Genomic DNA, 21,465 nt, shown 5'->3' on the forward strand with positions numbered 1-21,465 from the left:
ATCCGTTCAGGCGAGCAGAATGCCTTTCTCCCGCTCCGTCCAGCTGACCGCTTTGCCGCTTTTCTTCGACACTTGAACCATAACGACGGAACCTGTAAAGCACGGCAGGCCCGACTCATTTTCTCCAAGGTAATGTAGGGTGACGGACGCATTTCCGGCAGCGCTTGCTTTCACATAAATCCGCAGATTTTCATACGGCATCACCTGACGCATATAGTCGCACTGCTGGCTTGCGACGACCGTCATCGTTTCCGAGTTTTGCGCCGTCATGCCCCGCTGTTTAAAATAAGCGATCCGTGCTTCTTCAAAATAGATGAAAGGGGTTACATTATTCATATGACCGAACATATCCGTTTCTGAAAAACGAACCGATACTTCAGTAAAGAAAGAAAACGACTGTCTCCATTCTTCAAACGGGATATCAATATATTGCGGTTGTTTCATCACCTTCAGCTCCTTATAAAAAAACCTCTCCCGTGCGGAAGAGGCTCTTTTTCTCTTTCTTATACTCTGTCGCTTCCGAAGAAATTACGGAATGCTTGTAAATTGGTATCTCTGTTCAAAGCAGCGATTGAAGTCGTAAGCGGAATGCCTTTCGGGCAGGATTGAACACAGTTTTGTGAATTCCCGCAATCTCCGAGGCCGCCGTCTGTCATTAAAGCTTCTAAACGTTCTGCTTTGTTCATCGCGCCCGTCGGATGGGCGTTAAACAGACGCACTTGCGACATCGGGGCAGGCCCCATGAATTTCGACTTGCTGTTGACGTTCGGGCAGGCTTCGAGGCAGACGCCGCATGTCATGCATTTAGACAATTCATATGCCCACTGGCGGCGTTTTTCCGGCATTCTCGGCCCCGGCCCCAAATCGTAAGTTCCGTCAATCGGCACCCATGCTTTCACTTTTTTCAGTGAATCAAACATTCTGCTGCGGTCAACCTGAAGGTCACGGACAACCGGGAATGTTTTCATCGGCTTCAGACGGATCGGCTGTTCCAGCTTATCAATCAGCGCAGTACATGACTGGCGCGGTCTTCCGTTGATGACCATGGAGCAGGCGCCGCATACTTCTTCAAGACAGTTCATGTCCCATGCGACCGGAGTGGTTTTCTCTCCTTTTGCATTCACGGGATTTCTGCGGATTTCCATCAGGGCGGAAATCACGTTCAGATTCGGGCGGTAATTGATTTCGAATTCTTCATCGTATGGCGCGCTTTCGGGCGTATCCTGGCGTGTAATGATAAACCGTATCTTTTTCTCACTCATGATTATTTCGCCACCTTCTTCTTCGAGTAGTCGCGTTTACGGGGCGCAATCAGTGATACATCGACATCCTGATATTCAAATTCCGGAGCTTCAAACGGACCGGCATGTTTAGCCATCGTCGTTTTGAGCCACTCATCGTCATTTCTTTCAGGGAAATCCGGTTTATAGTGCGCTCCCCGGCTTTCATTTCGGTTATATGCGCCGAGCGTGATGACTCTGGCAAGCTGAAGCATATTGGAGAACTGGCGGGTGAACATCGCCCCTTGGTTGCTCCATTTTGTCGTATCGTTGATATTGATTTTCTTAAAGCGTTCCATCAGCTCTTGGATTTTGTCATCCGTTTTCAAAAGCTTGTCGTTGTGGCGGACCACCGTGACATTGGCCGTCATCCATTCTCCGAGCTCACGGTGAAGCACGTAGGCATTTTCGTCGCCGTCCATCTTCATGATATCGGCCCATTTTTCTTCTTCTTTTTTCACATAGGAATCAAATAATGAAGAAGACAGGTCTTCCGCTGATGTTTCAAGTCCGGAAACATATTTCACCGCATTCGGTCCGGCCACCATTCCTCCGTAGATGGCGGAAAGCAGAGAGTTCGCCCCTAGACGGTTTCCTCCGTGCATTGAATAATCACATTCACCCGCTGCGAACAGTCCGCGGATGCTTGTCATCTGATCATAATCAACCCACAGTCCGCCCATTGAATAGTGAACGGCAGGGAAAATTTTCATCGGAAGCTTGCGCGGATCATCGCCCATGAATTTTTCATAGATTTCGATAATGCCGCCAAGCTTAACGTCAAGCTCTTTCGGATCTTTGTGCGACAGATCGAGATACACCATGTTTTCTCCGTTGATGCCGAGTTTCTGATTCACGCACACGTCAAAGATTTCACGTGTCGCAATATCCCGCGGCACGAGGTTTCCGTAAGCCGGATATTTTTCCTCGAGGAAGTACCAAGGTTTTCCGTCTTTGTACGTCCAGACTCTTCCGCCCTCGCCGCGCGCCGATTCACTCATCAGACGCAGTTTATCGTCCCCCGGGATTGCTGTCGGGTGAATTTGGATAAATTCGCCGTTTGCATAATAAGCGCCCTGCTGATAGACGATTGATGCGGCAGATCCCGTGTTGATCATACTGTTTGTTGATTTTCCGAATACGATTCCGGGTCCTCCCGTCGCCATAATAACGGCGTCAGAACGGAATGACTCGATTTGCATATTGGTCAGATTTTGGGCTACGATACCGCGGCACGTGCGCTCATCGTCAAGAACGGCGCCGAGGAATTCCCAGCCTTCGTATTTTGTGACGAGACCCGCCACTTCATATCTGCGCACCTGCTCGTCCAGTGCGTAAAGAAGCTGCTGACCCGTCGTCGCTCCCGCGTAAGCGGTTCTGTGATGCTGTGTACCCCCGAAACGGCGGAAGTCCAAGAGCCCTTCCGGCGTTCTGTTAAACATAACCCCCATGCGGTCCAATAAGTGGATAATGGACGGCGCCGCTTCACACATCGCTTTTACAGGAGGCTGGTTTGCCAAAAAGTCGCCTCCGTATACCGTGTCATCAAAATGCTCAAACGGAGAGTCTCCTTCCCCTTTTGTGTTGACAGCTCCGTTTATCCCGCCCTGCGCGCAGACCGAGTGAGAGCGTTTGACAGGAACGATGGAAAACAATTTCACGGCCGTGCCTGATTCCGCTGCTTTAATTGTCGCCATGAGGCCGGCTAGACCCCCGCCGACTACGATAATGCTTGATTGACTCATGATAGCCCCTCTCCCTCTAGTAATCTAGTTCTCTTACACAAACGCAAAAATCGCTTTTAAACCTACGTATGAAAGCGCTAAAAATATAATCAGCGTCACGTAAGTCGAAATTCTTTGAGAACGCGGCGTAACCGTGATCCCCCATGTGACCGCAAAAGACCATAAGCCGTTTGAAAAGTGGAAAATGACCGATAAAACGCCTACAATGTAAAAACCGAGCATAAACGGCGAGCTCAGAATATTCGCCATCATATCGAAGTTGACTTCAGCGCCCATCTGCGCGGCAATCCGCGTCTGCCACACATGCCAGCTGACGAAAATAAGGGTGAGAATACCAGTGACACGCTGAAGCACAAACATCCAGTTTCTGAAATAACTGTAGTGGCCAGCGTTGTTTTTCGCAGTAAATGCTATGTACACACCGTAAACCGCATGATAAATTAAAGGTAAGAAAATAATAAAAATTTCTAACGCATACCTGAACGGCAGACTGTCCATAAAGCCGGCCGCCTTGTTAAACGCATCCGCTCCCCTTGCGGCAAATTGGTTGACGACTAAATGCTGGATCAAAAAGATGCCGACCGGAATAACACCGAGCAAGGAATGCAATCTTCGAAAATAAAACTCTCTGTTCCCAGACATTACTTTACCCCCTGTTTGATTTAAGTGCGAAATGTACTAAAATCTCTGCCCCCACTTCGTTTCAATTGTAAGCACTTTATTAAAATTTATTGACAATTTCATTTTACTCCTCCCTCAAAAGGGCGTCAAGAAAACGTGTACATAAATTATAATTTTCGGAATTGATTATCTGGAGGGAAAATTTTATTTTCCTGCGATATCTTTCTCACATTTTTTCGCGTGTTTTATAGGATCATCCTGTAATCCTCCCCCCTGTTTAAGCTATAATAAACGAAGGAGAGAGGGGAATACATAATATGAAGAATAATTATGAAGCAGCTTTAGAACCTTTAACTGAACTCGACGTCAGCGCATACGGCTACGAATTAATCCGGGAAATCGTGCTTCCGGATATCCTCGGCCCGGATCATTCATCGATGATGTATTGGGCGGGAAAACGCCTCGCCCGCAAATTCCCTCTTCAATCGTGGGAAGAAATCCCCGCCTTTTTTGAAAAAGCCGGATGGGGAACTTTGACAAACGCAGGATCAAAAAAACAAGAATTGGAATTTGAACTGGAAGGACCGCTCGTGTCCAACAGGCTCAAACATCAGAAAGAGCCTTGTTTCCAGCTTGAAGCCGGTTTTATAGCCGAACAGATTCAATTGATGAACGATCAGATTGCAGAATCTTATGAACAGGTAAAAAAGAGAGCGGATAAAGTCGTCCTGACCGTAAAATGGGATATGAAGGACCCTGTATAATTGAAAAAAGGCGGTGACTCCAAGTCCCGCCTTTTTTCCTGCCCGTTTATACGGCAGACGGCTGTTTAGAAAGCTCAAACGCGTCATGAAGCGCTTCGACCGCTTTCACCATATCATTTTCGCTGACAACCGCTGATACTTTTATTTCGGATGTGCTCACCATTTTGACTTGTACATTTTTTTCCGCCAGTACGGCAAACATGTCCGCGGCGACGCCGGGATTTGAAACCATGCCCGACCCGACAATGGAGACTTTCGCCAGTTTTCTTTCGGTTTCAATTTTTTCATAGTCAAGCGCGTTTTTATATTCTTCAAGCACGGCGACCGTTTGCGCGGCATCTTCCGTTTTCACCGAGAAAGAAATATCCGCTTCCCCATCATCCGACTGTGTCTGAATAATGATGTCAACGTTGATGTTTCGTTTTGCCAGCGCGGTGAAAATTGTTGAAAGTGTTGTCAGTCCGCTTGCAAGGCCCGTGACGGACACCCTTGTGATCTGGTCTTCAAATGCAATTCCTCTGACGATTAAATTCTGCTCCATTGATGATTCCTCCTCAATTAATGTTCCGGCTTCATGCTCCGTGCTTGACCGCACTTCTAAAGGCACTTGGTAGTTTTTCGCGAACTCAACCGCCCGCGGGTGAAGAACACCCGCTCCTAGATTTGCAAGCTCCAGCATTTCATCATAAGAAATTCCCGCCAGTTTTCTCGCTGACCGGACATACCGCGGATCTGTCGTAAATACGCCCGGAACATCTGTATAAATGTCGCATTTATCCGCTTCCAGCGCTGCTGCAAGAGCGACCGCCGTCGTATCGGAACCGCCCCGTCCGAGCGTCGTGATGCCGCCGTCTTCCGTTACGCCCTGAAAACCGGCAACGACTGTAATTTTGCCTTCTGCAAGCTGCGAACGAATCGCCGTGATATCAATATCCGTAATTCTCGCATTGCCGTGAACGGCTTCCGTGCGGACACCCGCCTGCCAGCCCGTATAAGAGACGGCGTCATATCCTTTTTCCTGAAGCGCCATGGCCAAAAGCGAAATCGTGACCTGCTCCCCCGTAGACAAAAGCATATCCATCTCGCGTCTGCTTGGTTCAGATGTGATTTCAGCCGCGAGGTTAACGAGCGCGTCGGTTGATTTTCCCATTGCCGAAACGACGACTACGACATCATGGCCTTTTTGCTTTTCAGCAATGGCGCGATTTGCGGCATTTTGAATTTTTTCGGCAGAGCCGACGGAAGTGCCTCCGAATTTTTGTACGATAAGACCCATACTAGACCACCCTTTACATTTTGGTTCGTGCGGGTGAGGAGAAAAGAGCGTTTTGTCCACAATAAAAAAAGCAATGAGAGGAATAGCTCTCATTGCTTTTTCATATCAGTACGATTGATTATGAACAACGAGATAGCCCTCCAAGAAAATGAATTCTTGACAGCCTTACATTTATTTAATGCAAGGCCAGCAAATCACACCGATGGGATGTGATACACTTCGGCGACGCTCCCCTTTCAGCCTTTTTCGCAGAATCCATCATTCTCCAAAGGCTTACTATTGAAGTTCGCACCTCTATCTTCACCATATAACACGATCTTATGAAATTAGTTCACATTCTAGCAGATTTTTCAGAAAAGCACAATACTATTTTTTTAATTTTTCAAACAGCAGCTGGGCCGCCGCGGCCGGCACACCGGCTTTTTTGATATCGTCAAGGCTTGCTTCCTTCATCTTTTTGACAGATCCGAAATGTTTTAAGAGCATTTTTTTTCGTTTTTCGCCGATTCCGGGGATATCATCCAGAACGGATTGAAAGACGCTTTTTCCCCGGATCTGTCTGTGAAAGCTGATCGCAAAACGGTGAACTTCGTCCTGAATGCGCTGAAGCAGGTAAAACTCTTGGCTGTTCCGCTCCAGAAACACCGGTTCAAGCGGGTCGCCGATCAAAAGGTTCGATGTCCGGTGTTTATCATCTTTCGCCAATCCCGCTACCGGGACATCAAGGCCGAGCTCATTCTCGAGCACGTCGCGCGCCGCGTTAATCTGCCCTTTTCCGCCGTCAATGATGATTAAATCCGGCAGCGGAAGATTTTCGCGGAGCACCCTCGTGTATCTTCTTCTGACGACTTCCCTCATTGAGCCGTAATCATCAGGCCCTGTTACGGTTTTAATTTTATATTTGCGGTATTCCTTTTTATTCGGTTTTCCGTCTATAAAGACAATCATGGCCGATACGGGGTTTGTGCCTTGAATATTGGAGTTGTCAAACGCTTCAATCCGATGCGGCGTGTAAATATTCAGTGCTTCGCCAAGCCGTTCGGCTGCACCGATTGACCGTTCCTCATCCCGCTCGATTAACGAGAATTTTTCCCGCAGGGCGATTTTCGCATTTTTGTGCGCAAGCAAAAGCAGCTCTTTTTTCGGGCCTTTTTTCGGCTGATGCACGGCGGTTTCCAACAGCTCGCTGATCATGTCCCTGTCAACGCTGTCAGGCACCAGAATTTCCTTAGGCAGAAAGTGATTGTTTTTGGAATAGAACTGGCCGATGAAGGTCAGAAACTCTTCATCCGCTTCCTGATACATCGGAAACATGCTGACATCGCGTTCGATCAGTTTTCCTTGGCGTATAAAAAAGACTTGGACGCACATCCAGCCTTTATCGTAGGCATATGCAAACACATCGCGGTCCAGAAGGTCATTCATGGTCATTTTCTGCTTCTCCATCGTCGATTCAATGTGAGCAAGCTGGTCGCGGAATTCTTTAGCCCGTTCAAATTCAAGCTTTTCGGCCGCTTCTGCCATTTTCGCTTCAAGCTCTTTTTTGATTTCGTTATGCCCTCCCTTTAAAAAACGGGTGATGTCTTCAACAATCTCCCGGTTTGTCTCCTCAGATATATCCTTTACACATGGGGCGAGGCATTGTCCGAGATGATAATAAAGACAGACGCGGTCCGGAAGCTTTGAGCATTTCCTGAGCGGGTAAAGGCGGTCCAGCAGTTTTTTCGTTTCCCGCGCCGCCTGCACATTCGGATACGGGCCGAAATAGCGTCCTTTGTCTTTTTTGACATTCCGGGTGACAATCAGCCGAGGATGGCGTTCATGGGTGATTTTAATAAAAGGATAGGTTTTATCATCTTTCAGCATGACATTGTATTTCGGATCGTATTTTTTAATCAGATTCATTTCCAAAATAAGCGCTTCAAGATTGGAGGAAGTCACGATATATTCAAAGTCCTCAATCTCCGTCACAAGCCGTTGGGTTTTTGCGTCGTGAGAACCGGTGAAATAAGACCGCACCCTGTTTTTCAAGACTTTCGCTTTCCCCACGTAGATGACTGTTTTTTGACGGTCTTTCATTAAATAACAGCCCGGCTGATCGGGAAGGAGGGCCAGCTTTTCTTTCAGTTGTTTATTCATACGTTACCCTTCCTTACATTCATTTCTCGTGTCCATTCAGTGTATCACGAACATTTGTTTTTCTCCATTCTCAGCTTTTGGAAGATCAAAAAAAGGCGATTCCCTTTCAAAGGAATCGCCCTGCCGTAACGGAAGCTTTCGGCTTACAGATGTTTGTTTACAAGCTCTTCAAGAGCTTCTTTCGGTTTGAAGCCGACAGATGTTTCAACGACTTCTCCGTCTTTTAGCACGAGAAGTGTCGGGATGCTCATGACGCCGTATTTACCGGCAGTTTCTTGGTTTTCATCCACGTCGATTTTGACGATTTTCAATTTGTCTCCCATTTCTTGATCAAGCTCTTCAAGAACGGGCGCGATCATTTTACAAGGTCCGCACCAAGGAGCCCAGAAATCAGCCAATACGACACCTTCACTTGTTTCAGCTGAGAACGATTGATCAGTTGCTTTTACGATAGCCATTTGTTATTCCTCCAATTGTCAAATGATGATTTTTAGTATAGCATCTCCCATTCGTTCATGCTAATTTAATGCTTATATTATTTTCTCCCGAACCCGCCGGAAATAATCTTATTTATACAGTGTATTATAACCGGGCGGCGGGCGTTCAAAACTTAAGATGGATCCGCAGGCAGCGTGATTAATACAATCGCCATCGGAGGAAGCTCCGCCTCAAGTTTTCCTCCCTTTTGAGCAAACCCGGAAAACGGCTTCGGTTTGACGTTTTCCGGACTGCTGAATGTATTGCGGGCATTCATTTTTTCCGCGTGCAGAATCGTTCCCGAAGGCGTCCCTGTCTTTTTCATGCCCCGCAGTTCAATCTTCACGTCAGCTTTGTGCAGATGATCGATATTGCAAATGCTGATATGTATGTCTCCGTTTTGCTGTTTGGACGCTGAAATGCTGACTTGCGGGAGCCGGCCGTCATTCCATTCGTACCCGGCCGCTATTGTTTCTGAGGCTAAAAGAGATGCGTCCTGGTGCACCTTAAACATATCAAACACATGATACGTCGGCGTCAACAGCATATCGTTCCCTTCTGTCAGGATCATTGCCTGAAGCACGTTGACGGTTTGCGCGATATTGGCCATCTGTACGCGGTCTGCGTGCTGATGAAAAATGTGAAAATGCGCGGCGGCGACAAGGGCGTCGCGGATCGTATTCTGCTGATACAGAAAGCCCGGATTCGTGCCCGGCTCAGGATCAAGCCACGTGCCCCATTCATCAATGATCAGCCCGACTCTTTTTTCGGGATCGTACTGATCCATGATGGCGCTGTGCCTTGTGATCAATTCATCCATATGCGCCGCTTTTTTCATCGTGATGAACCATTCATCTTCCGTAAACTCCGTCGCTGATCCTTTCCCCTTCCAGAAGTCGCCCGGTATTGTGTAATAATGCAGGCTCAGCCCGTCCATGAGATCCGCGGCTTTTTTCATTAAAATTTCAGTCCAGCGGTAATCGTCGACATTCGCGCCGCCGGCAATTTTATAGATTTCATTACCGCTGTAATTGCGGACATAGGTTTGAAAGTTTCTGTAAAGGTCGGCATAATACTCAGGATGCATGTTTCCGCCGCAGCCCCAGTTCTCATTTCCTATTCCGAAATACTTCAGCTTCCACGGTGTTTCCCGCCCGTTTTCTTTTCTCCAGTCGGACATCGGCGTGCCTGCTTCAAACGTCATGTATTCAATCCAATCAGCCATTTCTTTAACCGTTCCGCTGCCGACGTTTCCGGCGATGTACGGTTCGCATCCGAGCAGTTCACAAAGCATCATAAACTCGTGCGTGCCGAATTCATTAGAATCAATCGTCCCGCCCCAATGGGTATTCAGCATGGTTTTGCGTTTCCCTACGCCGTTCGCCCAATGGTATTCATCAGCAAAACAGCCGCCCGGCCATCTGAGGACGGGAATCTGAAGCTGCTTGAGGGCGGCGGCGACATCCGTCCTGACCCCTCCGGTATTCGGAATATCGGAATCTTTTCCGACCCAGATGCCCTCATATATGCCTCTTCCCAGGTGTTCCGCGAAATGTCCGTATATGTTTTTATTAATGGTTCCCCGTGTGATATCAGTTTGAATGACTGCCGTATTGTGAGACAAACTTGATCATTCCTTCCCCTTAATAAGAATGAAAGCACTAGAGCCGATCTATCTGGGATGTATGCTGACTGGATAAGTTTGTAAGCGCTTTACAAAAGCTTATTACATTGGTTCGTACATGTCAATCTATTGTTTTATCAATATGTAATTTGTACGAATCAATTAACGCAAACCAAAACCCTCTGACAAATAAGCCAGAGGGTTTTGATTATGAATGAATATTGGCATTTTTAAATTCCTGGGTCAGAAGCGGTACCACTTCGAACAAATCGCCGACAATTCCGTAGTCCGCTATTTTAAATATTTCCGCTTCCGGGTCTTTGTTAATGGCAACGATGACCTTACTGTTTGACATGCCCGCCAAATGCTGAATCGCTCCGGAAATGCCGCAGGCGATATACAAATCCGGCGTGACGACTTTTCCCGTCTGGCCGATTTGAAGAGAATAGTCGCAGTAGTCCGCGTCACACGCGCCGCGCGAAGCGCCCACCGCTGCTCCGAGCACCTCGGCAAGTTCTTTTAACGGTTCAAATCCATCTTTGCTTTTTACACCGCGGCCGCCTGCTACGATAATTTTCGCTTCTGATAAATCTACGCCGTCCGCCGTTTTTTTGACTACTTCTTCAATGACCGTCCGCAAATCTGCCGGAGGCGCCGCAAGCTCTTCAATATCACCCGTCCGGTTCGCGTCTTTTTCTAATGCCTGAATATTATTCGGACGAATTGTCGCCAGAATGAAAGGATCGGTTGAAATCACCTGTTCAAAGGCTTTTCCGGAATAGATCGGTCTTGTAAAAACGATGTTGTCTCCGGTAACGCTTACATCCGTGCTGTCTGAAATCAGCCCCGTTTCAAACCGGGCCGCAAGCTTAGGCGACAAATCTTTTCCCATAGAAGTGTGGCCGAAAATGACCGCATCAGGCTTTTCATTTTCGATCAAATCCCCGAGAACCGCGGCATATCCGTCCGCCGTATACTGAGAAAGCCCCGGCGAATCGGCCGTAAATACTTTGTCGGCGCCGTACTGAATGAGTTCTGATGCTGCATCAGCCGCGCCCTTTCCCATCAGCACGCCGATGACATCTCCTCCGCCGGAAATGGTTTTGCCTGCGGCTATGGCTTCAAAGGTGACGTTCCGTAAGGCGCCGTCACGAATTTCTCCGAGTACGATCACTTTTTTTCCCATTCTGACATCCCCCAGTTTCTTTAATATCAGTTTATACGACTTTGGCTTCTTTTCTCAGCAGTGACACAAGCTCCTTCGCCTGCTCAGCGGCTTCTCCTTCGATCAGTCTGCCCGCTTCTTTTTGCGGCGGCAGAAAACGTTCGATCGTTTTGAGCTTCGGTGCGGCATCATCTTCATCAATGCCGAGATCATCGAGCTCAAGTTCTTCCAGCGGTTTTTTCTTCGCCTTCATAATGCCCGGAAGCGACGGATAGCGCGGCTCGTTTAAGCCTTGCTGTGCCGTGATGACTAAAGGAAGTGAGGTTTTAATGATTTCGGTATCCCCTTCGTTGTCTTTCTCTGCCACAGCTTCATCGCCGCTGATTGTCAGTTTTGTAATCGTTGTGACGCAAGGAATGTTAAGCAGTTCGGCAAGCCTTGGAGCCACTTGGCCGGAACCGCCGTCAATCGCGACATTTCCGCCGAGAATCAGATCATATTCCCGGTCCTTGAAATAATGATATAAGATAGTTGAAATGGAGTATTGGTCAGGATCGCTCAGATCATCTTCAATATTGATTAACACCGCCTGGTCACAGCCCATTGCAAGGGCGGTTCTCAGTTCTTTCTCCGCATCTTCTCCGCCGACGGTTACGGCGGTCACGGTTCCGCCGTGCTCTTCCTTCAGCTGAATGGCTTCTTCAATGGCGTATTCATCATACGGATTAATGATAAATTCGGCCCCGTCCTCCTGAATCTTTCCTGCTTCAATGACGATTTTCTCTTCTGTGTCAAACGTCCGTTTCATCAGTACAAATAGATTCATATTCTTATCCCCTTTATCTTCGCCCACCGAATTGAGGCTTTCTTTTTTCGAGAAATGCCTGAATGCCTTCTTTTGCGTCATCTGATGCAAATGCTTCCCCAAAGCGCTTTGCTTCAAGCTTTAAGCCGCCGTCATAAGAATAGACCTTGTTTGAATAAAGGAGCTCAAGCAGAGAAGCCATCGACTGCGGGCTTTTTTCCGCAAACTTGCCCGCGAGCGTTTTCGCTTTTTGCAGCAGCTCTTCCTCATGTTCGGCGCCTATCGTGACAAGACCGAGGCTGAGCGCTTCTTCTCCGGTCACAGGTTCTGAAGTGCCGATCATTTCAAGCGCTTTCGCCGTACCGACGTACCGGGGAAGCCGCTGCGTCCCGGCAAAGCCCGGAATAATGCCGAGATTCAGCTCGGGCAGGCCGAGCTTTGCATCCAATGTTGCGATTCTGATATGGCAGGCCATGGCAAGCTCAAGGCCGCCGCCGAGCGCAGCGCCGTGAATCGCCGCGATAACGGGCTTCGGAAACCCTTCAATTCTTTCCATCAGCTGCTGGCCTTTATCCGCCATGGCAGAAGATTGCTCAAGATTTTCAAGCGACGTAAATTCCTTTATATCGGCGCCCGCCGAGAAAAATTTCCCCTCTCCGCGAATGATGATGCTTCTGACGCTGTCATCTGTTTCACAGCGGTCGAACAGACCGGACAACTCATCTAAAACCGCACCGGACAGCGCGTTTGCCGGCTGATGATTAATGGTGATCACCGCAACAGATTGTTCTACCCCCATCGAAAGGCTGTTCATCCGTCAACCCCCTTTAGTTTTGATGAATCCCTGACACCAACAGCTCTAATACCTTGTCTGACAAATCCGGAAGATCATATTTCTGATCGTTCATCACCCATGTTGTCACTGTTTCATCTATCGTCCCGAATATCATCTGCCGGGCGAGGCGGACGTCGAGATTGTCTTTCCATTCCCCCGACTTGATTCCTTCGGTCAAAATGGTGTCCAGCATGTTTAAATAACCTTTTAAAATATCATTGATTTTCAGGCGCAGCTTGATATTCGACTGTCTGAGCTCAAGCTGGGTCACAATCGCGAGGTGGCGGTCATTGCCGAGCAGTGTGAAATGCTGCTTAATAACGAGAGCGAGTTTTTCTTTTGCCGTCGTTTTTTCTTTCACTTCTTCTTCCATGCGTTCAATGAACTGGCCCATCTTTTCTTTAAAAAGAGAAATGAGTATATCCTCTTTGTTTTTGAAATATAAATAGATGGTGCCGTCCGCAACGCCGGCCTGCTTGGCGATTTTGGACACCTGTGATTGGTGATAGCCGTTTTCCGCTATGACTTCTACTGCTGCATCAATAATCTGCATATACTTTGGCCGTTTTTGGTTCAATGTCATCGTTCCTTCCTTCGATAAATGAATGACTATTCATTCATAACTTCATGATAAAAAGGAATCCGGATTTTGTCAAGTTTTTCTTTTAAGGCACCTTGTTTTCATGGGAAGCATCTTCCTCTTCGACTAAACGCCTTCTTAATATTTTTCCGACGGCCGTTTTCGGAAGCTCTTTTCTGAATTCGTACAGCTTCGGGACTTTGTACGGCGCAAGCCGCTCTCTTGCAAACGCATCAAGCTCATCGGCATCTGCCTCGGCGCCTTTTTTCAAAACGATAAATGCTTTCACCGTTTCCCCCCTGTAGGAATCAGGGACGCCCGCTACGACGATTTCCTGAACGGCTTCATGCTCATAAAGCGCCTCCTCCACCTCCCGGGGGTAGATGTTGTATCCGCCGGCAATGATGATGTCTTTTTTCCTGTCGGCGATGTAGAAAAATCCTTCCTCATCCATATATCCCATATCTCCGGTAAACAGCCAGCCGTCTCTGATGACACGCGCCGTCTCCTCCTGCTTATTCCAGTATCCTTTCATGACCTGAGGGCCTTTTACGATCAGTTCGCCGTGTTCATACGGCTCCGCAAGCCCGCCTTTTTCTTCTGAATAGATTCCGGCATCGGTATTGGGCCAGGGACAGCCGATGCTGCCGGGTTTATTTTTTCCCCAGATGAAGTTTGAATGGGTAACCGGTGATGCTTCGGATAATCCGTAGCCTTCCACAAGCTTTCCTCCGGTCACTTTTTCAAATTTCTGTTTGACCTCAACCGGAAGCGCCGCTGAACCGCTCGGACAGCTTTCAATGGAGGACAGATCATACTTATTCAGCTCCGGGTGATGCAGCAGCCCGATGTAAATCGTCGGCGCCCCGGGGAAAACCGTCGGCTTCAGCCTGTCGATTGTTTTCAGGGTATCAAGAGGATTGAATTTAGGAAGAAGGATCATTTCACATCCCTGCATAATGGAAAAATTGAGCACGGCGGTCAATCCGTACACATGAAAAAAAGGCACGATGCCGAGCACCTTTTCGGCTCCCTTTTTCATTTTGTACATCCAGGCGGCGCACATTTCTGTATTGGCCTGAATGTTTCGGTGTGTGAGCATGACGCCTTTCGGATAGCCGGTTGTTCCGCCCGTGTATTGAAGCACGGCGATGTCATGCGCAGGGTCAATATCAAATGGCTCTGCTTCCTCCGCTTTTTCGTTTTTTAAAATATCCGCTAATTTGTGAATTTGTTCGCAGCCGTCATAATCAATATGCACCTGTTGTTTTTGCGTGAGCGTATAAAGCATATTTTTCGGAAACGGCAAAAAGTCTTTTATACTTGTTGTAATAATGCGTTCGACGAGTGATAACGTTTTCATTTTTATCACTTTCGGAAACAGCATATCGAGGGTGATGATCACGCGCGGCGCACTGTCTTTCAGCTGATACTCAAGCTCGTGTTCCGTGTAGAGAGGATTGGTCTGAACGACAATGCCGCCGGCAAACAATACGCCGTAAAAAGCGATGACCGACTGCGGACAATTGGGCAGCATAATGGCGGCTCTGTCACCTTTTTTCAGGCCTGTTTTGCGTAAAAAAGCGGCTAGCTTTAATGAATCTGTGAGAACGTCTTGGAATGTGAGTTTTTTTCCTAGAAAATAAATGGCGGTATGGTTCGGGAATTGAGCTGCGGAGTTTGTCAGATTGGATGGCAGGGTTTGATCGGTAAATTCAAGCTCATGCGGAATCTCTTCGGGATATTGAGAAAGCCATGGCTTTTCAGACTGCATAATACCTCTCCCTTCTGTTTTCCTATACGCTATTATTATAGCAGAAGGGTGATTGGAATGGGAAAGCGTTTCATGTGAAATTTCGAGTTTCGGGAGGTGTTGAGTTTGCTGGAAACGCTGCATTTTGAAGAGGGAGTTCCTATCCTGCGCCAGCTGCCGAAGCCGTTTACGTCGGCCGCCTTTTTGCTCCATCCCTTTGTCCGGATGCCGGATGGTCGGGAAGAGCAAAAGCGCAAACGGCCTTATGAACATATGTATCCGAGTGATGAGGAGATCATCGCGATGGGCAGACCCGTTTCCTGGCAAACCGTCATGAGCATTTGCGGCCTGCGTTCTGAAAAAGAAACGGCGCTTGCGCTTATGACTGCTGTCACGGCATTGCGGGAGGAATATGCACATCCTGAATCCGCCGAGCGGTTAAATCGGCTCCATCATCCCGATCTGTACTTGCCGAGCGATGATGTCACTTCGCCATTTTTGATTCCGGGACTTTTGGATGTGTTCCGTTCAAAAGGCATAAAGCGCTGCACTTATTATGAGCCGTTCGAAGAGAAAGGCATATTTTTACTCAATCAAACGGCGGCTTCGGATGTATGCGGACTGCTGCGGGCTGACATGATCATTGCCGATGTAAAGCGGCGCGCCGCTTTTATGAGCATATATGATTCTTTTACGACACTCTTTCTTATGGAAGAACAAGACATGCCGTCTGTTGTCCACGCCATGAATTGGGAAGCCGTCATTTGCTCTGATACGGCCTGCATAAACTGGTATTCTCAATAAAAAAAGGCCGCCGATTTGAGTTCGGCAGCCTTTTTTCAGTATTAAGATGTCATGACCAGATAAATAAGTCCGATGAACAGAAAAATCCCCGCTGCCGACAGCAGCACTTTCGCAAGCTTCTCCATTTTTCCCCGTCCCCTTAAATCCCGGCGGCCACCACAAATGACAGGCCGACTGAGATGACAAATGAAATAAAGCCGACAGCTCTGTTATCTTTTTCAATTTCTTTATCAATTTTAAACCGGGGCGTCAGAAATTCAAAGATAAAATAGCTGATTAAAAGCATAATAAATCCGTATACGCCCCAGCCGATCATTTGCAAAAGCGAATTATGCTGGGCGATGCTGTGCTGAAAGACATTTGCGATACCGAGAATTTTCCCTCCGGTCGCCATTGCCACCGCAAGATTGCCTTTTTGGATTTCCACCCAGTTTTTATAGGATGTCACCAATTCAAACACGGTCAGAAAAATGACGAGACACAAGACGGCCACACTGTAATAAGCCGCGATTTCAACAAGCTCATTTTCCCAAAAAGCATTCATGACGTTTTCTCCCTTTTTATTTTAGTTCGACAATCGTTACGCCTGATCCTCCTTCTCCCGCTTCCCCGAACCGCGAGCTTTTCACGCTGCGGTGGTTTTTCAGAAGATCCTGCACCCCTTTTCGGAGGGCGCCCGTGCCTTTTCCGTGAATGATGGACACTCTCGGATAGCCGGCAAGCACCGCGTCATCTAAATATTTTTCGACGCGGCTGAGGGCGTTTTCGTAACGCTCTCCCCTGAGGTCAAGTTCAAGGGATACGTGATAATCCTTCCCTTTTACGGCGGTGATTGCTTTTTCTTTTTTCGGTTCAGGAGCCGATTTGAGAAACTCGAGATCTTTTTCCTTCACCTTCATTTTGAGGATGCCGATTTGGACGTTCCATTCTTTCTCGCCGGTTTTTTCAAGCAGCGCCCCTTTTTGTCCGAATGTGAGCACCTTTACTTCGTCGCCCGGCTTCAGCTCGCGTTTTTTCTCTGTTTTTCTTTCTGGCTGCTTTGATTTTTCAAAAGCCGGCATCGCGTCTCCGAGACGTTTTTTGGCGTCAATCAGCTCGTGTTCCTTAAAGGATCTGTGTTCTTGCTTGATGGACCTGAGCTCGCGGATAATCTGTTCGGCTTCATTTGCGGCGGCTTCCAGTTTTTCAGCAGCTTTCCGCTCGGCTTCTTCCATCATTTTATCTTTTTGGGCGTTCAGCTCAATGATTTGCTGCTGAAGCTCTTTGTGCAGTTTTTCTGCTTCTTTTCTGAGTGATTCGGTTTCAGAAAGCTCTTCATCCGCTCTTTTTTTGCTTTTTTCAAGCGATGCGATCATCAGATCGACTTCGTTATGTTCGGCGGTCATTTCTGACTTCGCCTGGCCGATGATATGCTCCGGAAGCCCAAGGCGTCTTGAGATTTCAAATGCGTTGCTTCGGCCCGGCACTCCGATCAGAAGCTTGTAGGTAGGCGAAAGCGTTTCAATGTCAAATTCAACGCTGGCATTCATGACGCCTTGTCTGTTATATCCGTATGCTTTCAGTTCCGGATAATGGGTGGTCGCAAGCACTCTGGCGTTTGTCCGGTGAACTTCGTCAAGGATGCTCATGGCAAGCGCCGCCCCTTCCTGCGGATCTGTTCCGGCACCGAGTTCGTCAAACAGCACAAGACTGTTTTCAGACACGTCTTTTAAAATATTGACGATATTGACCATGTGGGATGAGAACGTACTCAGACTTTGTTCGATCGACTGTTCATCGCCGATATCGGCAAACACATTGTCAAATACAGCTGCTTCCGAGCCCTCGTCAGCCGGTATGTGCAATCCTGCCTGCGCCATTATCGTCAGCAGCCCGAGTGTTTTTAACGTAACGGTTTTACCGCCCGTATTCGGTCCCGTGATGACGATCGTTGAATAATCTCCGCCCAGTTCAATATCGTTGGCCACGACTTGATCTTGGGGCAGCAGCGGATGGCGCGCTTTTTTCAGACGGATAAAGCCGTCTCCGTTCATGAATGGTTTTGTCGCCTTCATTGCTTTTGCGTATCTCGCTTTGGCGAAAATGAAATCCAGTGTCTGCAGCACTTCCACATTTTGAGCGATTTCTTGTGTGTGTTCAGCCGTATGCTCCGTCAGCATCCGGAGAATCCGTTCGATTTCCTGTTTTTCTTTTACTTTCGCCTGCTGAAGCGAGTTGTTCATATCTACGATCGCCTGCGGTTCAATAAACAGTGTCGCACCGGATGAAGATGTATCGTGGACAATTCCGCCGTAGCTTGATCTGTATTCCTGTTTGACCGGGATGACAAAGCGGTCATTCCGAATCGTAACGATGGTGTCAGACAGCATTTTAGAAGCGGAAGATGAACGCAGCATCGATTCAAGCCGGTCTCTGACTCTTGATTCAAGCGTCCTGAGCTGTGTGCGGATTCCCCTTAAAGCGGGAGACGCATGATCAAGTACTTCACCATGGTCATCGATGCAGGAGTTAATCTCCCTTTCCAAATCGCCTAATGTAATCAGCTCTTCTGCATGGGCCTGTATCAGCGGAATGCCGACGCCGTCTTCTGTCATTTGGCTGATAAAATGCTTCATTTGTTTAACGGCATACAGCAGCCCGGACAATTCGGTGAATTCCGCCGGCGTCAGCACACTGCCGATTTCCGCCCGCCGTAAAGCGGATCTTATGTCGGTCAGGCCGCCGAACGGAGCATGGCCTCTCAAGCGCATGATTGCGGATGCTTCTTCGACTTCATCCAGCTGTTTTTGGATGTCGGCGAGATCCGTCAAAGGTTTCAGCTGCAGAAGCTTCTCCCTGCCGAGCGATGAGGCGGCATGTGCGGTAATCTGTTCTTTTACTTTATGAAATTCAAGTGATGATAACACTTTTTGCTGCACGGTTTTATGGTCCTCCTTACTTAATCATTGCGCGTCAGAAATGCTTTGACCTCATGTAACGGCCGGGCGTTTAACACATGTTTTGTCTCCGTCCAGCCTTTGCGCGCAGCGGTCACGCCCGTTTTCATATCATCGAGCATCTCGATATTATGGGCATCGGTATTAATGACCAAAGTCACACCTTTTTCATTTGCTTTGATCAGATGCTCAGTCCGTAAATCGAGGCGCGCGGGGTTTGCATTCAGTTCAAGCGCCGTATTTGTTTTGGCTGCGAGTTCAATCAGCATGTCGATGTCGACTTCATAGCCGGCCCGTCTGCCGATCAGGCGTCCCGTCGGGTGAGCGATAATGTCCACGTGCTTATTCGTCAGCGCCTGTTCAAGCCGTTTCATAATGACATGCTCCGGCTGGCTGAAGCTTGAATGAATAGATGCGATGACAAGATCCATTTCAGACAGAACGCTGTCATCATAATCAAGCGAACCGTCGGGGAGAATGTCCATTTCTACGCCTTTAAAAATATGAAAATGTTCAAATTCAGCGTTTAACGCGTCAATTTCTTCCGCCTGTTTTCTGAGCCGTTCGGCCGTTAACCCGTTGGCTACCTTTAAATATTGGGAATGGTCGGTGATCGCCATGTACTGGTAGCCTTTTGCCATACACGCTTCTGCCATTTCTCTGATGGAAAAAGCGCCGTCACTCCAGGCTGAGTGCATGTGGAGATCGCCTTTTATCGCTTTATGCTCCACAAGGTCCGTTTCTTCCCGGTACGTGTCGACCTCCTGCCCGCTTTCTCTGAGCTCAGGAGGAATAAACGGCAGACCGAAGTGGGCGTAAAACGCTTCTTCGCTCGGGAATGTTTTGACGTCTCCCGTTTCTATGGTTTCTACTCCGTATTCACTGATCCGTTCACCGCGCTCTTTCGCCAGCTGGCGCATTTTAATGTTGTGATCTTTAGAACCTGTAAAATGATGCAGTGTGGTGGCAAACTGTTCCTCTGTCACAAGCCGGAAATCCACACTCGTCTCATATTCAAATGTGAGGATAACGGATACTTTTGTATCCCCGCCCGCTATCACGTCTTTTACGTTCGGGAGGGAAAGAAGCTGTTCTCTGACAGCCTCCGGATGATCTGTAGCGATAATGTAATCCAGATCTTTTACGGTTTCCCGCGCTCTTCTGAGACTGCCGGCCCGGGAATATTTCTGAATATCCGTCAGCCGGGCCAAATGTTCTTCAATGACTGAAGCAATGCTGAGCGCATAGCCGATCGGAAACCGTTCCGGCTGTTTTCCGGCTTCTCCGAGAGCCTGAAGGATTTTCTCCTCCGTTTTTTTGCCGAAACCGGCGAGCCCCTGTACTTTTTGCTGCTCGCATGCTTCTTTCAGTGATTCCGCGTCATGAACACCCAGTTCCTGGTACAGCTTGGCGATTTTTTTGCCGCCGAGGCCCGGAAGCTTCAAAAGAGGAACCAAGCCTTCCGGGACTTCTTTCTGTAATTGGAGAAGCGTGCCGGACACACCTTCCTGCATATATTCACGAATGACGCCGTAGGTGCCTTTTCCGATTCCGGATAAAGACATCATGTCGTCGATTTCCGACAGGCTGCGGTCATCCTGCTCAAGCGCCGCTGCCGCTTTTCGGAAGGCTGATATTTTAAACGGGTTGTCCCCTTTCAGTTCCATATAGACCGCAATCGTTTCAAGCAGCCTGATGATATCTTTTTTATGCATACTGTTAACCCCCAGTCGTTTCCTGCTTTTCATCATACAAATTTTTCTCCTCCGGCACAACTGACGCAGAGCTTGAAAAAAACTTCTCCGGTCAAGAGAAGTTTTTTATGCCCCGTACTGGGCCCACAGTTCTTGCAGGAGCCCTGACAGATACGGCGTATGATGTGTGATGATATTTGCAAGCGTCGATTGTGCGAGCATATCCTGAAGCGCGCTTACCGGCAGTACGGATGCGACGTATAACAGGATAAACGCAAATAAATAGACTTCCAGAAATCCAAGCACCCCGCCCAGCAGTTTGTTGATCTGTTTAATGACCGGAATGCCGGCGATGATATTAAGCGCCGCTCCGATAATCCGGAGCAGAATCTTTGCGATGATAAACAAAATGACAAACGCGATCGCGTTGTAATAAGCCGTCTCCACGTTTCCTTTAATAAAAGACAGAGCCGCCTGCCCGCCGGAAAAATCAGGCGCGGGTATAAAACTCAGATGCGGGGCCAGATTTTTGTAAAAAAGCGCCGCAAACGCAATCGAGAGGATGAAGCTCGTTAAATATATAAATTGGAGGATAAACCCTCTTTTTAATCCAAGCAATGTGCCCATTAAGAGCAGAACTAAGATGATGATATCTATCATATGGTGTTCATTCCTTTTCTTTAAGCTGCCGCTCCAGTATTTCATATTTTTCTTGCAGTTTCATATAATCATGCACGACATTGACCGCAGTCAATACAGCGAGCTTATTTATATCAAGATATGGATTTTTCTCGTTGATTTCTCTCATTTTATCATCAACCATTCCGGCCACATGGCGCATGTGCGCTTTGCTTTCTTCTCCGATAATGGTGAAGTGCTGGCCGTAAATGTTTACTGTCGTTTTGGTTTTTTTGCCGTCAGACAACGTTTCTCCTCCATTCCGCGAGAATCCTAGTTCCTATCATAC

The 21,465-nt window shown here is 47.9% G+C and carries 20 protein-coding genes and 1 riboswitch; of the genes, 2 read left to right on the plus strand and 18 right to left on the minus strand.

What is annotated here, in order from left to right; genetic code table 11:
- Positions 1–6 precede the first annotated feature (6 nt).
- From ACWJJS_RS14040 to sdhC, 4 genes are read right to left on the minus strand one after another with little or no spacing between them, the layout of a single operon-like run.
- Positions 7–444 carry an acyl-CoA thioesterase gene (locus ACWJJS_RS14040; protein WP_003152577.1) on the minus strand — a complete coding sequence of 146 codons (438 nt, stop codon included), beginning with the start codon at positions 442–444 and terminating at the stop codon, positions 7–9.
- Between the two features lie 59 nt (positions 445–503).
- Complete coding sequence (sdhB, locus tag ACWJJS_RS14045) at positions 504–1,262, minus strand: succinate dehydrogenase iron-sulfur subunit (protein WP_003152575.1); 759 nt, start codon at positions 1,260–1,262, stop codon at positions 504–506.
- A 2-nt stretch (positions 1,263–1,264) separates the two neighbouring features.
- Positions 1,265–3,025: a succinate dehydrogenase flavoprotein subunit gene (gene sdhA / locus ACWJJS_RS14050; RefSeq protein WP_003152573.1), complete on the minus strand. Its 1,761-nt coding sequence runs from the start codon at positions 3,023–3,025 to the stop codon at positions 1,265–1,267.
- A 33-nt stretch (positions 3,026–3,058) separates the two neighbouring features.
- Entirely contained in the window at positions 3,059–3,667 is a 609-nt protein-coding gene (gene sdhC / locus ACWJJS_RS14055) for a succinate dehydrogenase cytochrome B558 (RefSeq protein ID WP_003152571.1), read from the minus strand.
- 296 nt (positions 3,668–3,963) lie between these two features.
- On the opposite strand from sdhC, the gene ACWJJS_RS14060 reads away from it, so the two are divergent.
- Positions 3,964–4,410, plus strand: a complete 447-nt coding sequence (locus ACWJJS_RS14060; RefSeq protein ID WP_077722664.1) for a YslB family protein — start codon at positions 3,964–3,966, stop codon at positions 4,408–4,410.
- Positions 4,411–4,456: 46 nt separating this feature from the next.
- On the opposite strand, the gene ACWJJS_RS14065 is transcribed toward ACWJJS_RS14060, so the two are convergent.
- From ACWJJS_RS14065 to ACWJJS_RS14105, 9 genes are all read right to left on the minus strand, one after another.
- Positions 4,457–5,686, minus strand: a complete 1,230-nt coding sequence (locus tag ACWJJS_RS14065; RefSeq protein WP_032873773.1) for an aspartate kinase — start codon at positions 5,684–5,686, stop codon at positions 4,457–4,459.
- 125 nt (positions 5,687–5,811) lie between these two features.
- Positions 5,812–5,991: riboswitch (Lysine riboswitch) on the minus strand.
- Positions 5,992–6,052: 61 nt separating this feature from the next.
- Positions 6,053–7,825, minus strand: coding sequence for an excinuclease ABC subunit UvrC (gene uvrC, locus ACWJJS_RS14070; protein ID WP_007612945.1), 1,773 nt, complete (start codon positions 7,823–7,825; stop codon positions 6,053–6,055).
- A gap of 143 nt (positions 7,826–7,968) precedes the next feature.
- Positions 7,969–8,283: a thioredoxin gene (gene trxA / locus ACWJJS_RS14075; protein WP_003152560.1), complete on the minus strand. Its 315-nt coding sequence runs from the start codon at positions 8,281–8,283 to the stop codon at positions 7,969–7,971.
- 152 nt (positions 8,284–8,435) lie between these two features.
- Positions 8,436–9,926, minus strand: a complete 1,491-nt coding sequence (locus ACWJJS_RS14080; RefSeq protein ID WP_173613167.1) for an alpha-N-arabinofuranosidase — start codon at positions 9,924–9,926, stop codon at positions 8,436–8,438.
- Between the two features lie 208 nt (positions 9,927–10,134).
- Positions 10,135–11,112, minus strand: coding sequence for an electron transfer flavoprotein subunit alpha/FixB family protein (locus tag ACWJJS_RS14085; protein WP_017418309.1), 978 nt, complete (start codon positions 11,110–11,112; stop codon positions 10,135–10,137).
- A 31-nt stretch (positions 11,113–11,143) separates the two neighbouring features.
- Entirely contained in the window at positions 11,144–11,917 is a 774-nt protein-coding gene (locus ACWJJS_RS14090) for an electron transfer flavoprotein subunit beta/FixA family protein (RefSeq protein ID WP_017418310.1), read from the minus strand.
- Between the two features lie 13 nt (positions 11,918–11,930).
- Complete coding sequence (locus tag ACWJJS_RS14095) at positions 11,931–12,710, minus strand: enoyl-CoA hydratase (protein WP_232213396.1); 780 nt, start codon at positions 12,708–12,710, stop codon at positions 11,931–11,933.
- Between the two features lie 13 nt (positions 12,711–12,723).
- The gene (locus tag ACWJJS_RS14100; RefSeq protein ID WP_007408119.1) at positions 12,724–13,308 is read right to left on the minus strand and encodes a TetR/AcrR family transcriptional regulator; all 585 of its coding nucleotides are present in this window, start codon (positions 13,306–13,308) and stop codon (positions 12,724–12,726) included.
- Between the two features lie 88 nt (positions 13,309–13,396).
- Positions 13,397–15,085: an AMP-binding protein gene (locus ACWJJS_RS14105; RefSeq protein ID WP_003152545.1), complete on the minus strand. Its 1,689-nt coding sequence runs from the start codon at positions 15,083–15,085 to the stop codon at positions 13,397–13,399.
- Between the two features lie 105 nt (positions 15,086–15,190).
- Between ACWJJS_RS14105 and ACWJJS_RS14110 the strand changes: the two genes are divergently transcribed.
- A complete protein-coding gene (locus ACWJJS_RS14110; protein WP_182069342.1) occupies positions 15,191–15,868 on the plus strand; it encodes a DUF2711 family protein in 678 nt (225 codons plus the stop codon).
- Positions 15,869–16,007: 139 nt separating this feature from the next.
- Here ACWJJS_RS14110 and ACWJJS_RS14115 read toward each other — a convergent pair whose 3' ends face one another.
- The 5 genes from ACWJJS_RS14115 to zapA form a co-directional block, all read right to left on the minus strand.
- Complete coding sequence (locus ACWJJS_RS14115; protein WP_003152541.1) at positions 16,008–16,412, minus strand: DUF350 domain-containing protein; 405 nt, start codon at positions 16,410–16,412, stop codon at positions 16,008–16,010.
- A gap of 16 nt (positions 16,413–16,428) precedes the next feature.
- The gene (locus ACWJJS_RS14120; RefSeq protein WP_071391528.1) at positions 16,429–18,786 is read right to left on the minus strand and encodes an endonuclease MutS2; all 2,358 of its coding nucleotides are present in this window, start codon (positions 18,784–18,786) and stop codon (positions 16,429–16,431) included.
- A gap of 20 nt (positions 18,787–18,806) precedes the next feature.
- Positions 18,807–20,519 (minus strand): DNA polymerase/3'-5' exonuclease PolX, encoded by a 1,713-nt coding sequence (gene polX / locus ACWJJS_RS14125; RefSeq protein WP_229154303.1) that lies wholly within the window; start codon positions 20,517–20,519, stop codon positions 18,807–18,809.
- Positions 20,520–20,624: 105 nt separating this feature from the next.
- Positions 20,625–21,158, minus strand: coding sequence for a CvpA family protein (locus tag ACWJJS_RS14130; RefSeq protein ID WP_003152534.1), 534 nt, complete (start codon positions 21,156–21,158; stop codon positions 20,625–20,627).
- A 7-nt stretch (positions 21,159–21,165) separates the two neighbouring features.
- On the minus strand, positions 21,166–21,423 hold the full coding sequence (gene zapA, locus ACWJJS_RS14135) for a cell division protein ZapA (RefSeq protein WP_003152533.1): 258 nt from the start codon (positions 21,421–21,423) through the stop codon (positions 21,166–21,168).
- Positions 21,424–21,465 lie beyond the last annotated feature (42 nt).

Source organism: Bacillus sp. JK106 (assembly GCF_053663355.1).